Origin of the sequence: Arthrobacter woluwensis (assembly GCF_030816155.1) — a bacterium.
Lineage (GTDB): Bacteria > Actinomycetota > Actinomycetes > Actinomycetales > Micrococcaceae > Arthrobacter_E > Arthrobacter_E woluwensis_A.
On record NZ_JAUSXR010000001.1, the window covers coordinates 995,595 to 1,015,073 of the forward strand.

A 19,479-nucleotide genomic window follows, 5' to 3' on the forward strand; every position below is an offset into this window, starting at 1 on the left:
ATGGATTTCGGATTCATCGCAGGAACTCCGGACGAGCGCCGGGTCCGGGCGGCCCTCGCCGAGGAACCTCCCTTCGGCTCGGTGCTCATCGCCAACCGCGGCGAGATCGCGGTGCGGATCATCCGCACCCTCCAGCGCCTGGGCATCCGGTCGATCGCCGTCTACAGCGACGCCGACGCGGAAGCCCTGCACGTCCAGCTGGCGGACGAAGCGGTCCGGATCGGTCCGGCGGCCGCCACCGAGAGCTACCTGAACATCGACGCCGTCGTTCGGGCCGCCGTGGAGAGCGGCGCCGACGCCGTGCACCCGGGCTACGGCTTCCTCAGCGAGAACGCGCGCTTCGCCGAAGCGCTCGCCGCCGCGGGCGTCACCTTCATCGGTCCCGGCGTGAACGCACTCGCCGTGATGGGTGACAAGATCACCGCCAAGAATCACGTGTCCCGCTCCGGCGTGCCCACTGTTCCCGGCTATGCCGGCTCGCCGGGCCGGCCCCCCAGCGACGACGAGCTGCGGGAGCACGCCGCCGACGTCGGCTATCCGCTGCTCATCAAACCGTCCGCGGGCGGCGGCGGCAAGGGCATGGTCGTGGTGGAGGCGCCGGAGGACCTCGACGCCGGCCTGGCCACCGCACGCCGCGTGGCCGCGAGCGCCTTCGGCGACGACACCCTGTTCATCGAACGGCTCGTCCGGAACCCCCGCCACATCGAGGTCCAGGTGCTGTCCGACACCCACGGAAACGTCGTGCACCTGGGGGAGCGCGAGTGCTCCTTGCAGCGCCGCCACCAGAAGGTCATCGAGGAGGCCCCGTCAGCGCTCCTAGAGAGCCTGCCGAACGGCGCCGAGATCCGTGAGCGGATGGGCCGGGCGGCCTGCGACGCCGCCCTGAGCGTCGACTACGTGGGCGCGGGGACTGTCGAGTTCCTGGTCTCGGACGACCGCCCCGACGAGTTCTTCTTCATGGAGATGAACACACGGCTGCAGGTCGAGCACCCCGTCACCGAGGAGGTGACCGGCATCGACCTGGTGGAGCAGCAGCTGCGGGTGGCCGCGGGGGAGACCCTGTCGCTGGCGCAGGAGGACATCCGGCTGAACGGGCACGCGATCGAGGCCCGGGTGTACGCGGAGGATCCACGCAACGGCTTTCTGCCGGCCACGGGCACGGTGCTGTTGCTTGACGAGCACGGAAACCAGGGTGCCCTCCCGGGCCGACGCTTCGCCCCCTATCGGCCGTGGACTCCCGGCCCCAGGGCTCGGATCGACTCGTCCCTCTTCCAGGAGCAGGTCATCGGTTCGGATTATGACCCCATGCTGGCGAAGGTCATCGTGCATGGCGAAGACCGCGCGGACGCCCTGCGGCAGCTCGATCTGGCCCTGGCGAACTACCGCCTGCTCGGACTCTCCACGAACGTCGAGTACCTGCGCCTCCTCCTCGCGGACGAGGACGTCCAGGCCGGGCGCCTCGACACCGGCCTGATCGAACGCAAGCTGGACGGTTTCCCGTTTCATGAGGTGAACGACGTCGATCTGGCCCTGGTCGCCGTGATGACCGACCAGTTGCTCCACGGAGAGGCCTCCAGCCGGTCCCGCGACTCCACCATCGGCCTGGGGGCGGGATGGGGAGCCATCGACGGGTGGCGCCTCGGGGCTCCCTCGCCTCGAAGGATTCATGCCGTGGTGGCCGGGACTGACCTGACAGCGCAGGTGTCAGGCGGGGTCTGGCGCCAGAAGTCACGTGACCTGCCGGTCACCGTCGAGTACCGGGTGACGCTGCCCGGGCGCGATACCGTCACCGCGGTCACGTGTCGGATCGGGCAGGGGGCGGGTGTGTTCGAGGTGGACGGCACACCCTACGAATACGCGGTGGCCGTCTCCGGCACGGGCAGAGGCCACCTGGACACGCCACGATCGATCACCGCGTGGATCGGCCGCGACGGCTGGTCCGCCGAGGTCGAGCTCCTGGGCCGCGAAGAGGCCCTGACCCGCCGTCTGGCCCGGCTCGACCGGGTGGAGGGCGAGGCCGACCCGCGCGTCGTGACGCCCATGCCGGGCACCGTCGTCGCCGTCATGGTGCAGGACGGCGAGCGGGTGGAGGCCGGCCGTCATCTGCTCAGCGTGGAAGCCATGAAGATGGAGCACCAGCTCACCGCACCCATCGCGGGCATCGTGCACCTGAGCGTCGCACCCGGCGACCAGGTCAAAGCCAAGGCCGCAGTGGCCACCATTCATCCCGAGGATCCGGGACACGAGAACTAGGACACCCCATGCCTGATTTTGAACTCAGCGAAGAGTACCAGGACCTCAGTGACACCGTCCGCGAGTTCGCGGACGAGGTCGTGGCCCCGGTCGCGCAGAAGCACGACGAGGAGCACAGCTTCCCTTACGAGGTGGTGGCCGGCATGGCCGAGCTGGGACTCTTCGGTCTCCCGTTCCCCGAGGAGTACGGCGGCATGGGGGGCGACTACTTCGCCCTGGCCCTGGCGCTCGAGCAGCTCGGCAGGGTGGACCAGTCCGTGGCGATCACCCTGGAAGCGGGCGTCTCGCTGGGTGCGATGCCGGTGTACCGCTTCGGCACCGACGCTCAGAAGGAGGAATGGCTGCCGTCCCTGGCGTCCGGTCAGGCGCTCGCAGGCTTCGGCCTGACCGAGCGGGAGGCCGGCTCCGATGCCGGTGGCACCCAGACGAAGGCGCGCCGCGAGGACGGCCAGTGGGTCATCAACGGGAGCAAGGAGTTCATCACGAACTCCGGGACGGACATCACCCGCCTGGTCACCGTCACGGCCGTCACGGGCAGTACCGAACGGCCAGACGGCACCGTGAAGAAGGAGATCTCCACGATCCTGGTGCCCACCGACACCCCCGGTTTCACGGCGGAGAAGGCGTACAACAAGGTCGGCTGGAACGCCTCCGACACCCACCCCCTCACCCTGAAGGACGTCCGCGTCCCCGAGGAGAACCTCCTGGGCGTCGAGGGCCGCGGCTATGCGAACTTCCTCTCCATCCTCGACGAGGGCCGGATCGCCATCGCGGCGCTCGCCACCGGCGCCGCGCAGGGCTGCGTGGACGCGTCCGTCCGCTACGCCCGGGAGCGGAGCGCTTTCGGGAACGCGATCGGCAAGTACCAGGCGATCCAGTTCAAGATCGCCCGCATGCAGGCCCGCGCCCACACCGCCCGCCTCGCCTACTACGACGCCGCGGCGCGCATGCTGGCCGGCAAGCCGTTCAAGTCGCAGGCCGCGATCGCCAAGATGGTGGCCGGTGAGGCCGCCATGGACAACGCCCGCGACGCCACCCAGGTGTTCGGCGGCTACGGGTTCATCAACGAATTCCCCGTGGCCCGGCACTACCGCGACTCCAAGATCCTGGAGATCGGCGAGGGCACCACCGAGGTGCAGCTCATGCTGATCGCCCGCGAGCTCGGCCTGTAGCCGCGCCTCTGGAAATCGACGACGCCACAGGAGAGGATCGGAGCATGATCGACAAAGTGGTCGGCAGCGTGGAGCGTGCCGTGGCAGACATTCATGAGGGCGCCTCCCTCGCGGTGGGCGGATTCGGACTGTGCGGGATCCCCGTCGGCCTGATCGACGCCCTGCACCGCCAGGGCACGGGCGGTCTGGAGACCATCAGCAACAACTGCGGTGTTGATGACTGGGGTCTCGGCATCCTGCTCTCCGACGGCCGCATCCGCCGCACGGTCAGCTCCTATGTGGGTGAGAACAAGGAGTTCGCCCGCCAGTACCTGGCGGGTGAGCTCGAAGTGGTCCTCACCCCGCAGGGCACCCTGGCGGAGAAGCTCCGAGCCGGTGGCGCGGGCATCCCCGCCTTCTACACGGCGGCCGGCGTCGGCACGCAGGTCGCCGAGGGCGGCCTGCCCCAGAAGTACGACGACGCCGGCGCGGATCGCGCTCGGCTCCGCGCCGAAGGAGGTGCGCACCTTCGGGGGTGCGGACTACGTGCTGGAGGAGTCCCTCACGCCGGACTTCGCTCTGGTGCACGCCGCGAAGGGCGACCGCCACGGGAACCTCGTCTTCCACGCCACGGCACTGAACTTCAACTCCCTGTGCGCCATGGCGGGGCGGATCACCATCGCCGAGGTCGAGGAGCTCGTGGAACCGGGCGAGCTGGACCCGGAGCACATCCACGTGCCGGGCATCTTCGTGCAGCGCGTCGTCCACGTGCCGGCCGGAAGCCCCCTGGCGGAGAAGCGGATCGAGAAGCGGACGGTCCGGAAGGAAGAGGCTCCGGAACCCGCCGGCGTGGCCGGCGCTCCGGCGTCGGGCGCTGCGGAAACCACCGTGGAGACCGCGGCGCGCGGGCTCGATCGCAACCAGCTGGCGGCCCGCGTGGCGCGTGAGCTGCGGAACGGCCAGTACGTCAACCTCGGGATCGGCATGCCGACCCTCATTCCCAACCACATCCCGGATGGCGTCGAGGTGGTCCTGCATTCCGAGAACGGCATCCTGGGCACGGGGCCGTACCCCACCGAGGACGCGGTGGATCCGGACCTCATCAACGCGGGCAAGGAGACGGTGACGGTCAACCCCGGCGCCGCCTTCTTCGACTCGGCGCTGTCCTTCGGCATGGTCCGCGGCGGGCACGTCGACGTGGCGGTCCTCGGCGCGATGGAGGTCGCGGAGAACGGCGACCTGGCCAATTGGATGATCCCCGGCAAGATGGTCAAGGGGATGGGCGGCGCCATGGACCTCGTGTTCGGCGCCAAGCGCCTGATCGTGATGATGGAGCACGTGGACCGCAATGGACGGCCCAAGATCGTGCAGAGCTGCTCGCTTCCAGTCACCGGCAAGGGCTGTGTGGACCGGATCATCACGGACCTCGCGGTCATCGACGTGACCGACGACGGTCTTGTCCTCCGGGAGACCGCTCCCGGCGTCTCGGTGGAGGATGTCCTCGCCGCGACGGGCGCTGAACTTCGCGTCGAGATGCACGACCCGGACACCGTATGAGCATGCAGGAGAACCGTATGAGTGAGCCCGGGGGCGAACCCGTGACCGAGCAGGGCGAACCCCGCAGGATCGTGCAGCGGGGACTGTATTTCGACGAACTCGAGGACGGCGCCGTCTACGTCCACCGTCCGGGCCGAACGCTGACCGAAGCGGACAACGTCCTGTTCACGACCCTGACGATGAACACCCAGGCCCTCCACCTGGACGCGGCATGGAGCGAGTCCCAGCCCTTCGGGCAGCGCCTCGTGAACTCGATGCTGACCCTGGCCACCCTGGTGGGGCAGTCGGTGCCGCAGCTCACGGCGGGGACCATCATCGCCCAGCTCGGTCTCGACGGGATCAGCTTCCCGAAACCGATGTTCCACGGTGACACCCTCTACACGGAGACCACCGTACTGGAACGCCGGCCGTCGGCGTCGCGTCCGGGGCAGGGTGTGGTGACCTTCCAGCACACCGGCTACAACCAACGGGGCGAGGTCGTGGCCCTGGCCCGGCGGACCACGTTGATGTGGACCCGCGAAGCCCACGAAGCCGCCGGACGGGGGACACTGGAGGCATGAGCTTCTCGATGGGACCCAGCCTCCTGTTCTGCCCGGCCGACCGGCCCGAACGCTACGCCAAGGCCGCCGACCGCGCCGACGCCGTGATCCTGGATCTGGAGGACGCCGTGTCCGCCGACGCCAAGGCCGCGGCCCGGCTGGCGCTCGCGGACCCCGCGAACGCCCTCGACCCGGAGCGGACCATCGTCCGGGTCAATCCCGTGGGCACCCCCGATATCCGCCTGGATCTGGAAGCCGTGGCGAAGACGCCCTACCGGACGCTCATGCTGGCCAAGGCCGAGAGCGGCCAGCAGCTCGACGCCCTGGGGGACTACGGGATCCTCGCGCTGTGCGAGACCGCGCGGGGTGTGCTGAACGCCGCCGAGATCGCTTCCCGGCCCAACGTCGTGGGACTCATGTGGGGCGCCGAGGACCTGCTGGCGTCGCTCGGCGGGACCTCCAGCCGGGACGCCGACGGCGGCTACCGTGCGGTCGCGCTGCACGCGCGCTCCCAGGTGCTGCTCGCCGCCGGGGCGTTCGGAAAGGCCGCGATTGACTCGGTCTACGTCAACATCCCGGACCTGGACGGGCTTGCCGCGGAATCGGCCGACGCGGTGGCGTCCGGATTCGCGGCGAAGGCCTGCATCCACCCGAACCAGGTGGCCGTGGTGCGGGAGGCGTATCTGCCCGACGACGCCGCGGTCCAGGCCGCGCGAGACCTCCTCACCGCAGCGGCTTCCGCGGGCAACGGCGTGTTCAGCCACGAGGGCCGCATGATCGACGGGCCGATCCTCCGGCACGCCGAGTCGGTGCTCCGGCGAGCGGGCGCTTCCGGCTGAGTTCGCGCAAATCGGTGCCATCCGCTGAGTTCGCGGCTTCCGAGTGAGTTCGTGGGCACGGTCCGCGAACTCACCCGGAAACCACGAACTCGGGGTGGTGCTGCGCCGGTCGTGCTGTGCTGGTGACTGGCCGGCGCTGGGGCCGGGCCCCGGGCCGGCCGGAGGCTGAGCGCAGGCGCCGCACGGGCCCCGTGCAGCGGGCGCTCAGGTTCTCCGGGATACTGGAACCATGCGTTCTGTGACCCTGCTCGGCTCCACCGGTTCCATCGGCACCCAGGCGATCGACGTCGTCGACGGCGCCCCTCACCGCTTCAGCGTCACGGCGCTGAGCGCGGGAGGCGGCAACCTCGCCCTCCTGGCGCGGCAGGCGGTCCACGTCCGAGCCCAGGCCGTGGGGGTGGCCTCGGGGAGCGAAAGCGAATTCCGGGAGCTGCTGACCGATGAGGCGGCCCGGGCCGGCCTGCCGGGCTACGCCCCGGAACTGTATTTCGGCCCCGACGCCTCCACCCGCATCGCGTCGATCCCGGTCGACGTGGTCCTGAACGGCATCACGGGCTCGATCGGCCTCGCGCCCACCCTCGCGGCTCTCGAATCCGGGGCGACCCTGGCGCTGGCCAACAAGGAGTCCCTGATCGTGGGCGGCGCCCTGGTCAAGGATCTCGCCCGGCCGGGCCAGATCGTCCCGGTCGACTCCGAGCATTCGGCCATCGCCCAGTGCCTCCGCTCCGGCACCGAGGCCGAGGTGGACCGCCTGGTCCTGACGGCCTCCGGAGGGCCGTTCCGTGGCAAGACCCGCGCGGAGCTCCAGCACGTCACCCCCGCCGAGGCCCTCGCCCACCCGACCTGGGACATGGGCCTCATGGTCACCACCAACTCCGCCAGCCTCGTGAACAAAGGCCTTGAGGTCATCGAGGCGCACCTGCTCTTCGACGTGCCGCTGGACCGGATCGACGTCGTCGTCCATCCGCAGTCCGTGGTGCACTCGATGGTGCAGTTCGTGGACGGCTCCTCGATCGCGCAGGCGTCGCCGCCGGACATGCGGCTGCCCATCGCCCTCGGCATGGCCTGGCCCGAGCGGGTCGCCCACGCCGCGTCCCCCTGCGACTGGACGCAGGCGACGCAGTGGACGTTCGAGCCGCTCGACGCCGTGGCGTTCCCCGCCGTCGACCTCGCCAAGGATGCCGCCAAACAGGGCGGCACCCACCCGGCCGTCTTCAACGCCGCCAATGAGGAGGCCGTGCTGGCCTTCCACCGCGGTGAGATCGGCTTCACGGACATCGTGGACACCGTGGAGGCGGTGCTCGCCGAGCACTCCGACCACGCCGCGCTCAGCCTGGATTCGGTGCTCGCCGCCGAGGAGTGGGCACGAAAGCGCACCCACGAACGTTTGTCCTCGTGATGAATGCTTCGACGAGAAAGACCACTGAGATGACGAGGCTGTGGGCATGAGCGGGCCGCTGCTGTTCCTGGGCGGGGTGCTGTTCGTGGCGATCGGCATCGCCGTGTCCATCGCACTGCACGAAGTGGGCCACCTGCTGCCCGCCAAGCTGTTCAAGGTCCGTGTCACGCGGTACATGATCGGCTTCGGCCCCACGATCTTCTCCCGGAAGAAGGGCGAGACCGAGTACGGGGTCAAGGCGCTGCCCCTGGGCGGCTACGTCCAGATGATCGGCATGTACCCGCCGAATCCTGAGGACGGCACCCTGCGGGCCTCTAGCACGGGCATGTTCCAGAACCTCGCCCGGGAGGCCCGCCAGCAGGCGAGCGAGGAGGTGGGGCCCGAGGACGGGAACCGCGTCTTCTACAAACTGCCGGTGTGGAAGAAGGTCGTGGTCATGCTGGGCGGCCCGGCCATGAACATCGTGCTGGGCATCCTCTTCACGGCCGTCCTCCTGATGGGCTTCGGCAGCGCACAGGCCACCACCACGCTGTCCAGCGTGTCCGCCTGTCAGGTGGCGCAGGGCGAGAAGGAGCCCGGCCCGGGGGAGAAGTGCACCCCGGCTCCGGCGGCGGCCGCCGGTCTCAAACCCGGGGACCGGATCGTCAGTTTCGACGGCAAGCCCGCCACGGACTGGAACAGTCTGACGGAACAGATCCGGCAGTCGGCCGGACGCAAGGTCCCGGTGGTCGTCCAGCGCGGCGATCAGACGATCGACACGATCGTCACCCCGGTCCTGACCGCTCGCCCGGTCTACGGCGCGGACGGCCAGCCGGCGAAGGACTCCACGGGCAAGACCCTCACGCAGGACGTCGGCTTCATCGGGGTCGGTCCCCGCCAGGCCCTGGTCCCGCAAGGACCCGAGTCGGTGCTTCCGGCCGTGGGGACACAGATGACCCAGGTCAGCCACGTCGTCCTCGATCTGCCGGCCCGGGTGATCGGTGTGGCCAAGGCCGCCTTCAGCTCGGAGCCCCGCGATCCGAACGGCCCCATCAGCGTGGTGGGCGTCGGACGGGTCGCCGGCGAGGTGTCTGCCATGGAGGAGATCCCGCTGAATGCGCGGATCGCCAGCCTGGTCGGCATCCTGGCCGGGCTGAACTTCGCGCTGGCCATCTTCAACCTGATCCCGTTGCCGCCCCTGGACGGCGGCCACGTGGCCGGGGCCCTGTACGAGGGAATCCGCCGCGGCATCGCCCGCATCTTCCGCCGCCCCGATCCGGGCCCCTTCGACCTCGCCAAGCTGCTGCCCGTGACGTACACGGTGGCAGGGCTGCTGCTCGTGATGGGTGTGGTCCTGATCTACGCGGACATCGTCAAACCCGTGAAGCTGTTCGGATGACGACGGCGGTCGCATGCACTGAGCCGTCCGGCCTGACGGCCGGTCGCGGATGTCCCGCGGCGCCTGCGCTCGTTCCTCACGCAACAACGGCCCTCACGCAACAACGGCGCCCGCGGAACATCCGCGACCGGCTCCTGTTCAGATCAGTGTGCAGCCCGGCGTCGAGCGCTCAGTGTCACAGTGCCGACGCCCCGCGGTTCCGGGCCTGAGGGATAGAGTGAACCCATGACTGTTTTCGCCGTGGAGTACGTGTACGACGCCGCAACGGCCGCCGTGCGCGACGAGTTCCGTCCCGCCCACCGCGCCTGGCTCGGATCGCTCGCCGAGGAGGGCACCGTGCTGGCGTCCGGACCCGTCGATTCCGGGGCGGGAGCCCTGCTGATCATGGTGGCCGAGGACCAGCCCGCGCTGGATGGACTCCTCCGGGAGGACCCGTTCCAGATCAACGGCGCCGTCGCCCAGACGAGCGCCCGCGAATGGAGTCCCGTGATCGGCCGCTTCAGCGAATTCGTCTCCTGACCGGGGCCGGACTCACCAGAACCACAAGAGCTACAGAACTGAGGAATCAGAAGTGACATCGGTCAGCCTTGGAATGCCGTCTGCCCCGCCGCCCGTGCTCGCGCCGCGGCGCAAGACCCGCCAGATCAAGGTGGGTTCGGTGGGCGTCGGGTCCGACTCGCCCATCAGCGTGCAGTCCATGACCACCACCCCCACCACGGACATCAACGCGACCCTGCAGCAGATCGCGGAACTCACAGCCTCCGGCTGCGACATCGTGCGCGTGGCCTGTCCGTCGGCGGACGACGCCGCGGCCCTGCCCATCATCGCCAAGAAGTCGCAGATCCCCGTGATCGCGGACATCCACTTCCAGCCGAAGTATGTCTTCGCGGCCATCGAGGCCGGCTGCGCCGCGGTGCGTGTGAACCCGGGCAACATCCGGAAGTTCGATGACCAGGTCAAGGAGATCGCCCAGGCGGCCAAGGACCACGGCACCAGCATCCGCATCGGCGTCAACGCCGGTTCCCTGGAGCCCAGCCTGCTGAAGAAGTACGGCAAGGCCACCCCCGAGGCCCTCGTGGAGTCGGCCGTGTGGGAGGCGAGCCTCTTCGAGGAGCACGGTTTCCACGACTTCAAGATCTCGGTGAAGCACAACGACCCCGTGGTCATGGTCGCCGCCTACGAGATGCTCGCCGAAAAGGGCGACTGGCCGCTGCACCTCGGCGTGACCGAGGCCGGACCGGCGTTCCAGGGCACCATCAAGTCCGCCACCGCGTTCGGCGCCCTGCTGTCCCGCGGCATCGGCGACACCATCCGCGTCTCCCTCTCGGCCCCTCCCGTGGAGGAGGTCAAGGTCGGAAACCAGATCCTGCAGTCCCTGAACCTGCGCCCCCGCAAGCTCGAGATCGTGTCCTGCCCGTCCTGTGGCCGCGCCCAGGTGGACGTCTACACGCTGGCCGAGCAGGTCACGGCAGGCCTGGAAGGCATGGAGATCCCGCTGCGCGTGGCCGTCATGGGCTGCGTGGTGAATGGACCCGGCGAGGCCCGTGAAGCCGACCTCGGCGTCGCCTCGGGCAACGGCAAGGGCCAGATCTTTGTGAAGGGCCAGGTCATCAAGACCGTGCCGGAACACGAGATCGTTGAGACACTGATCGAAGAAGCCATGCGCATTGCCGATGAAATGGAGTCCGATGATCCGAGTGCTCCCTCCGGCAGTCCAGTGGTCACCGTCTCCTAGCAAGGTCGCGGGAGGGCCCATGATCCGTGAACTCGTGGATGAGGACCTTCCCGCGCTCCGGGATCTGGCCCTGCGGGACGAAGCGGTCAACGCCTTCGTCCTGGCCCAGACCGTCAGGCCGTGGCGCTCCCTGGGCGCCACGGTCTTCGGCGTGTTCGACGACGGCGGGCTGATCGCCGCCTGCTGGGCGGGCGCCAATGTGGTGCCCATCGCCCTCGATCCGTCCCTCGCGCCCCTGTTCGCCTACGCGCTGCACGCCCGTTCGCACCGCTATGCCTCGATCTTCGGCCCGAGCGACGCCGTGCTCGCCCTGCTTCCGGCGATGGAGGCCTTCGGACACGTCCCCCTGGAAATCCGCCGGTCCCAGCCGTTCCTCCTGCACGACGGCGAGCTGGAGGTCGAGTCAGACCCCTCGGTCCGCGCCGCCTCGATGGACGACTTCGACCGGATCCTCCCGGCCTCCGTGGCGATGTTCGAGGAGGAGGTGGGCTATTCGCCGTTCCTGGGCGGGCAGGAGAACTACCGCCGCCGGGTGCTCAACCTGCTCCGGCAGGGCCACACGCTCGCTCGTTTCAGTCCCGCAGGCCAGGTGCTCTTCAAGGCGGATCTGGGGGTTGTCACCCGCGGTGTGTGCCAGATCCAGGGGGTCTGGATGAACCCTGCCCAGCGCGGCCGGGGGATGGCCGCCGCCCGGGTCGCCGCCGTCGTCGAGTATTCACGACGTGTGGCGGGTGTCGCCTCCCTGTACGTGAACGATTACAACACCGCCGCGCGGAAGGTCTACGAGAAGGTCGGCTTCCGCGAGCACGGTGAGTTCGCCACGGTCCTGTACTGATCTCTACTGAACCGGACTCTACTGGTCGGGTGCGCCCTGGGAAGCGGCCCGGCAGCGCTCCAGGGCCGCTGTGAAGGCCGGCCTGTCGAGATACGGGGCTCCGGCAGGGCGAAGGGTCGTTCTCAGATAAGGATCCCGCTGTTCGAGCTCCGGATCCCCGCGCCACAAGGTCGTGTAGCCTGCCGCACGCTCCGCGCGTTGCCTCGAGGCCACCCGTCCGATGAGCGCCACCACGGGCATGGCGGAAACGAACATGATCGCCGCCAGCAGATCCGTGAACCAGGACCGGTGCATGCCGGACGCCTGGACAAGCCAGACGATGGCGAGGACGATGATCGCCACCGTGGTGCATCTGAAGCGCAAGCGGAGCAGAGCGAACGCGGTGGACCCGGGCAGCAGATGCCGTGCGGGTATCGCCATGTGATCACTCCGTCCCAGAGGCTGTTCTGTGAGCCGGAATCGCGGCCCCTGCCGCGTCATCGACAGCCTACCGCCCTCGTCTCCGGTCGCTGGAGAGGCTCCCGGTGCCCTGACAGGCCCGCCCGTTCAGCACCGGCCTGCTTGTCCCGCGGCCCGCGGCGGCATAGCGTTGGCTTCACCGTCTCCAGGGGGAAGCCGCCATGAGGAAACCGCTGTTCGCCATGCTGTCCGTGGCGCTGTCCGCTCTGCTCGTGAACGGGTGCGCCGTCACGGTGCCGTCGCCGGGCAAGGCCTGGAGCGAGTCGGAGCTGGAGGAGGTGGTCGGACGGCTCAAAGGCCCCAACGACGGCACCTTCACTCAGGTGGCGGCGGACACGATGCGCAAGACCGTCGAGGTGCGTGAGCGTCTGCAGAGCCGGACGTCGGTGGATCCACCCGCCTGCCAGGAGGTGGCGGTCTCCGAAAACCGGTTGTCCACCAGATTGCTCGACCGCGGCCGTGTGGCCCTGGGGCTCAACGAGTCGGGACGCGACGCGAAAGTGTCCGTCGTCCTGAGCAGCGGTCCGCAGGAACTCCTCCATCCGGGATTCGACGGTGAAACCCTGGAACGCTGTTCCACCCTGAAACTGATCCGCGGGGTCCCGGTGGCCACCGTGTCTGTGGCGAAGGCCGAGGCTCCGAAGGTCGAGGGCGGACTCGCCTGGACGGTGACCACGGTCGGCTCCAGCGGCACGGTCGAGACGTCCATGTCCACGGTCACCGTGGGCCGGGTGAACATCTTCGTCAGCGTGTCCGGGCAGAAGGGCGGAGCCGACACCGCCGCGGTGGCCAACGCCGTGGTGGAGCAGGCCGCGGCACTGGTGGACTGAGCCCCGCCTGTCGCAGTCGCGTCATGGGGAGGACTGCCCATCGCAGATTTCCGCATCGAATGGAAGAATCACAGACGAGTTCAGTCTCACCAATCGAATCGCTTTCTGATCGGGGAAAACATCATGAAGAACGCACGTCGGGCCCTCCTGGCTCTTTCCGCGGCCTCGCTGCTGGCTGTCACGGCCTGTTCCGGCCCGGCCCAGCAGTCCGGTGGGACCAACGGCGGCGGTGGTGGGCAGTCCGCCGCGCCCGCGGCCGTGAAGAAGTACAGCGAGGCCGAGCTGGAGGGCGTGCTCAAGGCCGCCAAGGGCGCCGATGGCAAGGAGCTGAAGGTGCTCCCGTCCGCGGACCTGAAGAAGTCCCTCGAAGCGTCCAAGGAACTGCTCGCCAAGACGAAGATCTCCCCGGCGGAGTGTGGCAGCGGGGACATCGCGACGGCGCTTCAGAGCCTCGACGGCGCCTCCACCGCCGTTGGCACCTCCACGGGCGCCGATGGCATTCCTTCTCAGGCCGTGAGTCTGATCTCCGGGCCGGACCCGTCCGTGCTCGAGGGCAAGATCGCCCAGACCAAGGACCAGCTGGAGAAATGCAAGACCATGACGATTGAGATTGCGGGCCAGAAGGCCGAAGCCACCTCGGAAAAGGTCGACGCGTCCGCAAAGACCCCAGGCGCCGTGGCGTTCGAAACCACCACGTCCCTGCCGGGCGGCGCTACCAAGATGAAGCAGTTGACCGTGATGGCTGTCAAGAACGGAGTGGCAATCACCAGCGTCTCCCTGGCCGGTGGCGCGGGAGCAGCCGACGTCGAGAAGGCCGTCGCCGCTCTCGACGCGGTCGCCGATCAGATCAAGTAAGCCGCAGCACTCCGAACGGGCCGCGTCCACTGTGGACGCGGCCCGTTCGCGCGTTCGGGCACCATTCGTGGCGCGACGGCGCGACGGCGCGACGGCGGGACGTGGTCACTCCATGCCCGGCGCGGCGGACTCGCCGGTCCCGCCCTCGAGGTACCGCTGAACGGTCGGGGCCACCTGCCGGACCACCTCCTCGGGCGTCGCCGACGCCAGGGGTTCCAGCCGCACCACGTACCGGGTCAGCATGAGCCCGACCATCTGCGAAGCGACCAGATCGCCACGGAGGGCGAGCTCCTGCGGGGTGCCCGGCAGCCCGGCTGTGATGCGCGACAGGATCGTCCGGCTGACCATCTCCCGGAGCATCGCCGTCTTGGTGCGGGACCCGATGGTCCCGCGGATGAAGGCCACCAGGCTGTGCTGGGCCGGGCTCTCCCAGAGCCGGAGGACCGCGCGCACGATCTCCTCGGAGCGCTGCCGGGGATCGAGGGAGGTGACCCCCGCGAGCACCTCCGCGGGGTCGGCCGGCAGTTCGACGCTGAGCGCGAAGAGCTCGTCCTTGCCCTGGAAGAAGTGGTGGACCATGGCCGGGTCGACCCCGGCCTCCCGGCCCACCTGCCGCAGGCTCGTGCCCTCGAAGCCGTGCTCGGCGAACAGCCTGCGGGCCGCTGCCAGGATCCGCTCGCGGCTGTCCGCCTGCCCGCCACGGCGACCACGACGGCGGCCGGGAGCCGCCGGTGGTTCCGTGGCGACGCCGTCCGGGTCGTCGTCGTGCGCGCCGGACGGGGAGGGCCCGCTCACGCCGTCCGCCGGCGCAGGGTGGCGGAGGCCAGCACCAGGAGCCCGAAGGCGATGACGGCCAGGTCGATGAGGTCGTTCCGGAGTGTCTCCGTGGGGTCGCTGTGGCGGCCGATCTCCTGCAGCGCCTCCACGGAATAGCTGAGGGGCAGCACGTTGGAGATGGCTTCCAGCACGGAGTTCATGGAGTCGCGCGCCACGAAGAGACCGCAGAGCAGGATCTGAGGGACCACCACGACGGGCATGAACTGCACCGCCTGGAACTCGGTGCGGGCGAACGCCGAGCAGAGGAGCCCGAGGGCCACGCCCAGCACCGAGTTCAGGATGCAGACCAGCCCCACCAGCACAGGGCTGCCCTGCACGTCCAGCTGGAACACCCAGTAGGCGACGGCCAGGGTGACCAGTGCCTGGACCGCCGCGAGCACGGAGAACGCGAGTGCGTAGCCGAAGAGGAGGTCGGCCTTGCCCAGGGGAGTGGTCAGCAGCCGCTCAAGTGTGCCGCTGGTCCGCTCGCGCAGCATGGTCACGGAGGTGATGAGGAACATGATCAGGAACGGGAAGATGGCCAGCATGACCAGGCCCACGCGGTCGAAGGTGCGCGGCATCCCGGGCGGCAGCGTCTCGTTCTCGAAGAGGAAGTAGACCGCGGCCAGGAGGAACGAGGGCACCACGAGGATCATGGCCACGCTGCGGTGGTCGTGGCGGATCTGCGTGAGCACGCGCGCCGTGGTGGCGCCGAGGAGCCGGGGGTTCATGATGCCGCCTCTTCCTGTCCTGGTCCGGAGGTTCCGGACTCCTGGATCATGGCCAGGAACGCCTGTTCCAGGTCGGTGTTGTGGCCGCGCTCCGCCAGTTCGCCGGGCGTCAGCTGCGCCAGGAGCCTGCCGTCCCGCAGCAGCAGGAGGTCCTGGCAGTGGCGCGCTTCCTCCATGACGTGGCTGGACACCAGCAGCGTGGCGCCGGCGTCGGCGAGGCGGCGGAAGTGGGCCCAGAGCTCCGCGCGGAGTACGGGGTCCAGGCCGACCGTGGGCTCGTCCATGATGAGGAGTTCGGGGTCTCCGACCAGGGCGCAGGCCAGGGAGACGCGGTTGAACTGCCCGCCGGACAGGTCCGCGGTGAGGCGGCGGGACTCGCCGGTCAGACCCACGGCCTCGATGGCGTCGCGGGCATCGGCGGTCGATTTGCCGTGCAGGGTGGCGAAGTAGCGGACGTTGTCCAGGACCGTCAGGTCCCGGTACACGCTGGGGGACTGGGTCATGTAGCCGATCTTCCGGCGGAGGGGCGCGGCGCCGGCCGGCGAGCCCAGCACGGTCACGGTGCCGGAGCCGAAGCGCTGGAGGCCCATGATCGCCCGCATGAGGGTGGTCTTTCCGCTGCCGGATGGACCCAGCAGCCCCGTGATACTCCCGGAGGCGACCGCGAAGTCCAGGTTTCTCAGCACGTGCAGGCGGCCCCGCCGGACGTGCAGTCCCTGGACGACGACGGCGGCCTCCCCGGCGGCCGGCGTCGAGTGAAGTTGCTGGGGCCCGTCCATGGCTGCTCCCGCCTCCCGGAGACCTCGCCTGAGGCTTCCGGGCAATTCATCGACTGATGAATTAAAAGTAAGTTCACCAAAAAGGTCCGTCAAGATCCTTGATCGGAGCAGCAGGGTGAACTACGTTCGGCTCAGATGTGTCGCCGCTGTCCGCAGCGGCCAACAGGGCATGTCACCGACGTAAAGGAGCTGGAACATGGCAGTTAGCGTCAACCTCGGCAAGGGCTTGGACAAGGAATTCGAGGACAAGAGCCTGAAGGAGATCCTGGACGCACCCGTGTCCGCGCTGGCGGGCATCACGGACGCCAAGGGTGAATTCCTGGCCAAGGAACTCGGGATCAAGACCGTCCGTGATCTCGGCTCCAACAAGTACTTCGCCCTGGCCGGTGTTCTGGTGGCCCTGGAGGGCAAGGAAGGCTGATCCTTCCGCGGACACCCTCGGGAATCCGCCGTGAGGGCCCGGAGCGCGGTTGCTCCGGGCCCTTCGCCGTCCCCGGCCTCCGGGCGTTCCACGCGTGGGCCCGTGGCCCGTGCCCGCGTGACGGCCCGCACCGGATAAACTCGGGGTACGGTCCGGTCATCCCGGACCGCAGCCCTGTCCCCGGCCTGTCCGGACGGGCTCCAGCCCCGATTGCGCCAGAAACGGAATTTCAGTGATCACACGCCTTTCCTCGCTCTTCCTGCGAACCCTGCGTGAAGACCCGGTGGACGCCGAGGTCGCCAGCCACAAGCTCCTGGTCCGTGCCGGATACATCCGTCGCGCCGCCCCAGGCATCTACACGTGGCTGCCGCTCGGTCTGAGCGTGCTGCGCAAGGTGGAGCAGATCATCCGCGAGGAGATGGCGGCCATCGGCGCGCAGGAGGTCCACTTCCCGGCCCTGCTGCCCAAGGAGCCCTACGAGGTCACCAACCGCTGGACCGAGTACGGCGAGGGCCTCTTCCGCCTGCAGGACCGCAAGGGCGCCGACTACCTCCTGGCTCCCACCCACGAGGAGATGTTCACCCTCCTCGTGAAGGACCTGTACTCCTCGTACAAGGACCTGCCCCTGGCGATCTACCAGATCCAGAACAAGTACCGCGATGAGGCACGCCCGCGGGCCGGCCTCCTGCGCGGCCGCGAGTTCATCATGAAGGACTCCTACTCCTTCGACGTGGACGACGCCGGCCTGGACGCCAGCTACTTGGCTCACCGCGGCGCGTACCTGCGCATCTTCGAGCGCCTCGGCCTCGAAGTGGTCCCCGTGAAGGCCACCGCCGGCGCCATGGGCGGTTCCCGGAGCGAGGAGTTCCTGCACCCCACCGCGATCGGTGAGGACACCTTCGTGCGCTCGGCGGGCGGGTACGCCGCCAACGTCGAGGCCGTGACCACCGTGGCGCCCGAGCCCATCGACTACGCGTCGCTGCCGGCCGCCGTCGTGCGCGACACCCCGGACACCCCCACCATCGACACGCTCGTGGACGCGGCCAACCGGACCGAGCCGCGCGCCGACCGTCCCTGGACGGCCGCCGACACCCTCAAGAACGTGGTCCTCGCCGTGACGCTGCCCACGGGCGAGCGTCAGCTCGTGATCATCGGCGTCCCCGGCGACCGTGCCGTGGACCTCAAGCGTGTCGAGGCGAACATCGGCGCGTTCCTGCCTGTGGGCGGCGAGATCGGGCTCGAGGCCGCCTCTGAGGAGGATCTGAAGAAGAACACCGCGCTGGTCAAGGGCTACATCGGCCCCGGCCTGACCACCGAGGAGCCCGTGCTGGGTTCCGAGGGCGCCGCCAAGGTCCTGTACCTGGTGGATCCCCGCGTCGTGCCCGGCTCCAGCTGGATCACCGGTGCGAACGTCGACGGGAAGCATGTGTTCGGCCTGGTCGCCGAGCGCGACTTCGGCTGGGATGGCGTCATCGAGGCCACCGAGGTGCGCGAAGGTGACCTCGCCCCCGACGGCAGCGGTCCGCTGGAGCTGGCCCGCGGCATCGAGATGGGCCACATCTTCCAGCTCGGCCGCAAGTACGCCGAGGCGCTGGACCTGAAGGTCCTGGACCAGAACGGCAAGCAGGTCGTGGTGACGATGGGTTCCTACGGCGTCGGCGTGACCCGTGCCGTCGCGGCGCTGGCCGAGTCCAACCACGACGACCGCGGCCTGATCTGGCCCCGCAACGTCGCCCCGGCTGATGTGCACGTGGTGGCCGTGGGCCGCGGCGAGGAGATCTTCTCCACCGCCGCCCAGCTCGCGGAGGAGCTCTCCGCAGCAGGCCTGGACGTCATCTACGACGACCGCCCCAAGGTCTCTCCCGGCGTGAAGTTCGGCGACGCCGAACTGCTCGGCGTCCCCACGATCCTCGCGGTCGGCAAGGGCCTGGCCGACGGCGTGGTGGAGCTCAAGGACCGCCGCAGCGGGGAAGCGCAGAACGTGCCGGTGGCCGAGGCGGTCGCCGCGGTGCGCGCCGCCGTCGCGCACTGAGTGGATGCGCACTGGCCGGATGCGCACTGACCGGATGCGCACTGACCGGATGACGGGATCACGGGCGGGCGCGCCATGCTGAGCGGCTTCGAACTGCTCGACGGCGGCACGCTCGCCGTGATCGTCCTCGCCGGCTTCTGCGCCGGCTGGGTCGATGCGGTGGTGGGCGGCGGCGGTCTCATCCAGCTGCCCGCCCTGCTGCTGATGCCCGGCATCACGCCGGTGCAGGCGCTCGCCACCAATAAGCTCGGGTCCATCTTCGGGACCACCACGAGCTCCATCACGTTCTACCGGCGCGTCCATCCCGATCTGAGGACGGCCGTCCCCATGGCGCTCATCGCGCTGGCCGGCAGTTTCGGGGGCGCGGTGATCGCCACGCAATTGCCAGGCAAGGCCTTCAAACCGATCATCGTGGTCGCTCTCGTGGCCGTGCTGCTGTTCACCGCGTTCCGTCCTGCGGTGGGCGGGGAGACGGCCCTGAGGCATCAGGGCCGTAAACACTATGTCCTGGCTTGCCTGATCGGCGCCGTGATCGGCTGCTACGACGGGCTGATCGGCCCCGGCACCGGGTCCTTCCTGGTGATCGCCCTCGTCTCGCTCATGGGATACGCCTTCACCGAGGCCAGTGCCAAGGCGAAGATCGTCAACATGGCCACCAATGCCGGGGCGCTCTTGTTCTTCCTCCCGCACGGCTCCCTGCTCTGGGGCGTGGGCCTGCTCCTCGGCGCGGCGAACACCGCGGGCGGCTACCTCGGGGCGCGCATGGCCGTGGCCCGCGGGAACTCGTTCATCCGCTGGGTGTTCCTGGGCGTCGTGGCGGTGCTGATCGTCAAGCTCGGGTTCGATGTCTGGCAGGACAACACCCGCTAG

19 protein-coding genes and 1 pseudogene are annotated in these 19,479 nt (G+C 69.2%); 16 read left to right on the forward strand and 4 right to left on the reverse strand.

Going from position 1 to position 19,479, the window contains the following annotated elements; all coding sequences use genetic code 11:
- The 11 genes and pseudogenes from QFZ52_RS04435 (at position 1) to QFZ52_RS04485 (ending at position 11,686) form a co-directional block, all read left to right on the forward strand.
- Positions 1-2,253, forward strand: coding sequence for an ATP-binding protein (locus QFZ52_RS04435; protein WP_307496427.1), 2,253 nt, complete (start codon positions 1-3; stop codon positions 2,251-2,253).
- Between the two features lie 8 nt (positions 2,254-2,261).
- The gene (locus tag QFZ52_RS04440; RefSeq protein WP_307496428.1) at positions 2,262-3,425 is read left to right on the forward strand and encodes an acyl-CoA dehydrogenase family protein; all 1,164 of its coding nucleotides are present in this window, start codon (positions 2,262-2,264) and stop codon (positions 3,423-3,425) included.
- A 44-nt stretch (positions 3,426-3,469) separates the two neighbouring features.
- A pseudogene (locus QFZ52_RS04445) lies at positions 3,470-4,223 on the forward strand (CoA transferase subunit A); the annotation flags it as partial.
- Positions 4,224-4,253: 30 nt separating this feature from the next.
- Positions 4,254-4,961, forward strand: a complete 708-nt coding sequence (locus QFZ52_RS04450; protein ID WP_373425699.1) for a CoA transferase subunit B — start codon at positions 4,254-4,256, stop codon at positions 4,959-4,961.
- A 17-nt stretch (positions 4,962-4,978) separates the two neighbouring features.
- On the forward strand, positions 4,979-5,521 hold the full coding sequence (locus QFZ52_RS04455) for a MaoC family dehydratase (RefSeq protein WP_307496429.1): 543 nt from the start codon (positions 4,979-4,981) through the stop codon (positions 5,519-5,521).
- Positions 5,518-6,339: an HpcH/HpaI aldolase/citrate lyase family protein gene (locus QFZ52_RS04460; RefSeq protein WP_307496430.1), complete on the forward strand. Its 822-nt coding sequence runs from the start codon at positions 5,518-5,520 to the stop codon at positions 6,337-6,339. Before QFZ52_RS04455 ends, QFZ52_RS04460 begins: the two co-directional genes overlap by 4 nt.
- Before the next feature lie 229 nt (positions 6,340-6,568).
- The gene (dxr, locus tag QFZ52_RS04465) at positions 6,569-7,738 is read left to right on the forward strand and encodes a 1-deoxy-D-xylulose-5-phosphate reductoisomerase (RefSeq protein WP_307496432.1); all 1,170 of its coding nucleotides are present in this window, start codon (positions 6,569-6,571) and stop codon (positions 7,736-7,738) included.
- A gap of 46 nt (positions 7,739-7,784) precedes the next feature.
- Positions 7,785-9,116, forward strand: a complete 1,332-nt coding sequence (locus QFZ52_RS04470) for a M50 family metallopeptidase (protein ID WP_307496433.1) — start codon at positions 7,785-7,787, stop codon at positions 9,114-9,116.
- A gap of 225 nt (positions 9,117-9,341) precedes the next feature.
- Positions 9,342-9,635, forward strand: a complete 294-nt coding sequence (locus QFZ52_RS04475; RefSeq protein WP_307496434.1) for a YciI family protein — start codon at positions 9,342-9,344, stop codon at positions 9,633-9,635.
- Positions 9,636-9,687: 52 nt separating this feature from the next.
- The gene (gene ispG / locus QFZ52_RS04480) at positions 9,688-10,851 is read left to right on the forward strand and encodes a flavodoxin-dependent (E)-4-hydroxy-3-methylbut-2-enyl-diphosphate synthase (protein WP_066215257.1); all 1,164 of its coding nucleotides are present in this window, start codon (positions 9,688-9,690) and stop codon (positions 10,849-10,851) included.
- Positions 10,852-10,870: 19 nt separating this feature from the next.
- A complete protein-coding gene (locus QFZ52_RS04485) occupies positions 10,871-11,686 on the forward strand; it encodes a GNAT family N-acetyltransferase (RefSeq protein WP_307496435.1) in 816 nt (271 codons plus the stop codon).
- Between the two features lie 18 nt (positions 11,687-11,704).
- Here the strand turns inward: QFZ52_RS04485 and QFZ52_RS04490 are convergent, their stop codons facing one another.
- Positions 11,705-12,106, reverse strand: coding sequence for a hypothetical protein (locus QFZ52_RS04490; protein ID WP_307496436.1), 402 nt, complete (start codon positions 12,104-12,106; stop codon positions 11,705-11,707).
- Between the two features lie 200 nt (positions 12,107-12,306).
- Here QFZ52_RS04490 and QFZ52_RS04495 point away from each other — a divergent pair, with 200 nt between their 5' ends.
- Both QFZ52_RS04495 and QFZ52_RS04500 read left to right on the forward strand, forming a co-directional pair.
- Positions 12,307-12,975, forward strand: coding sequence for a hypothetical protein (locus QFZ52_RS04495; RefSeq protein ID WP_307496438.1), 669 nt, complete (start codon positions 12,307-12,309; stop codon positions 12,973-12,975).
- A gap of 123 nt (positions 12,976-13,098) precedes the next feature.
- On the forward strand, positions 13,099-13,830 hold the full coding sequence (locus tag QFZ52_RS04500; RefSeq protein ID WP_307496439.1) for a hypothetical protein: 732 nt from the start codon (positions 13,099-13,101) through the stop codon (positions 13,828-13,830).
- 105 nt (positions 13,831-13,935) lie between these two features.
- On the opposite strand, the gene QFZ52_RS04505 is transcribed toward QFZ52_RS04500, so the two are convergent.
- From QFZ52_RS04505 to QFZ52_RS04515, 3 genes are all read right to left on the reverse strand, one after another.
- Positions 13,936-14,502, reverse strand: a complete 567-nt coding sequence (locus tag QFZ52_RS04505) for a TetR/AcrR family transcriptional regulator (RefSeq protein WP_307498654.1) — start codon at positions 14,500-14,502, stop codon at positions 13,936-13,938.
- Between the two features lie 119 nt (positions 14,503-14,621).
- Positions 14,622-15,377 carry an ABC transporter permease gene (locus tag QFZ52_RS04510; protein WP_307496440.1) on the reverse strand — a complete coding sequence of 252 codons (756 nt, stop codon included), beginning with the start codon at positions 15,375-15,377 and terminating at the stop codon, positions 14,622-14,624.
- Entirely contained in the window at positions 15,374-16,156 is a 783-nt protein-coding gene (locus QFZ52_RS04515) for an ABC transporter ATP-binding protein (RefSeq protein ID WP_307496442.1), read from the reverse strand. The genes QFZ52_RS04510 and QFZ52_RS04515 overlap by 4 nt, the downstream gene beginning before the upstream one ends.
- A gap of 196 nt (positions 16,157-16,352) precedes the next feature.
- Between QFZ52_RS04515 and QFZ52_RS04520 the strand changes: the two genes are divergently transcribed.
- From QFZ52_RS04520 to QFZ52_RS04530, 3 genes are all read left to right on the forward strand, one after another.
- The gene (locus QFZ52_RS04520) at positions 16,353-16,577 is read left to right on the forward strand and encodes a hypothetical protein (protein WP_208188442.1); all 225 of its coding nucleotides are present in this window, start codon (positions 16,353-16,355) and stop codon (positions 16,575-16,577) included.
- Positions 16,578-16,809: 232 nt separating this feature from the next.
- On the forward strand, positions 16,810-18,609 hold the full coding sequence (locus QFZ52_RS04525; RefSeq protein WP_307496443.1) for a proline--tRNA ligase: 1,800 nt from the start codon (positions 16,810-16,812) through the stop codon (positions 18,607-18,609).
- 75 nt (positions 18,610-18,684) lie between these two features.
- Positions 18,685-19,479 (forward strand): sulfite exporter TauE/SafE family protein, encoded by a 795-nt coding sequence (locus tag QFZ52_RS04530; protein WP_307496445.1) that lies wholly within the window; start codon positions 18,685-18,687, stop codon positions 19,477-19,479.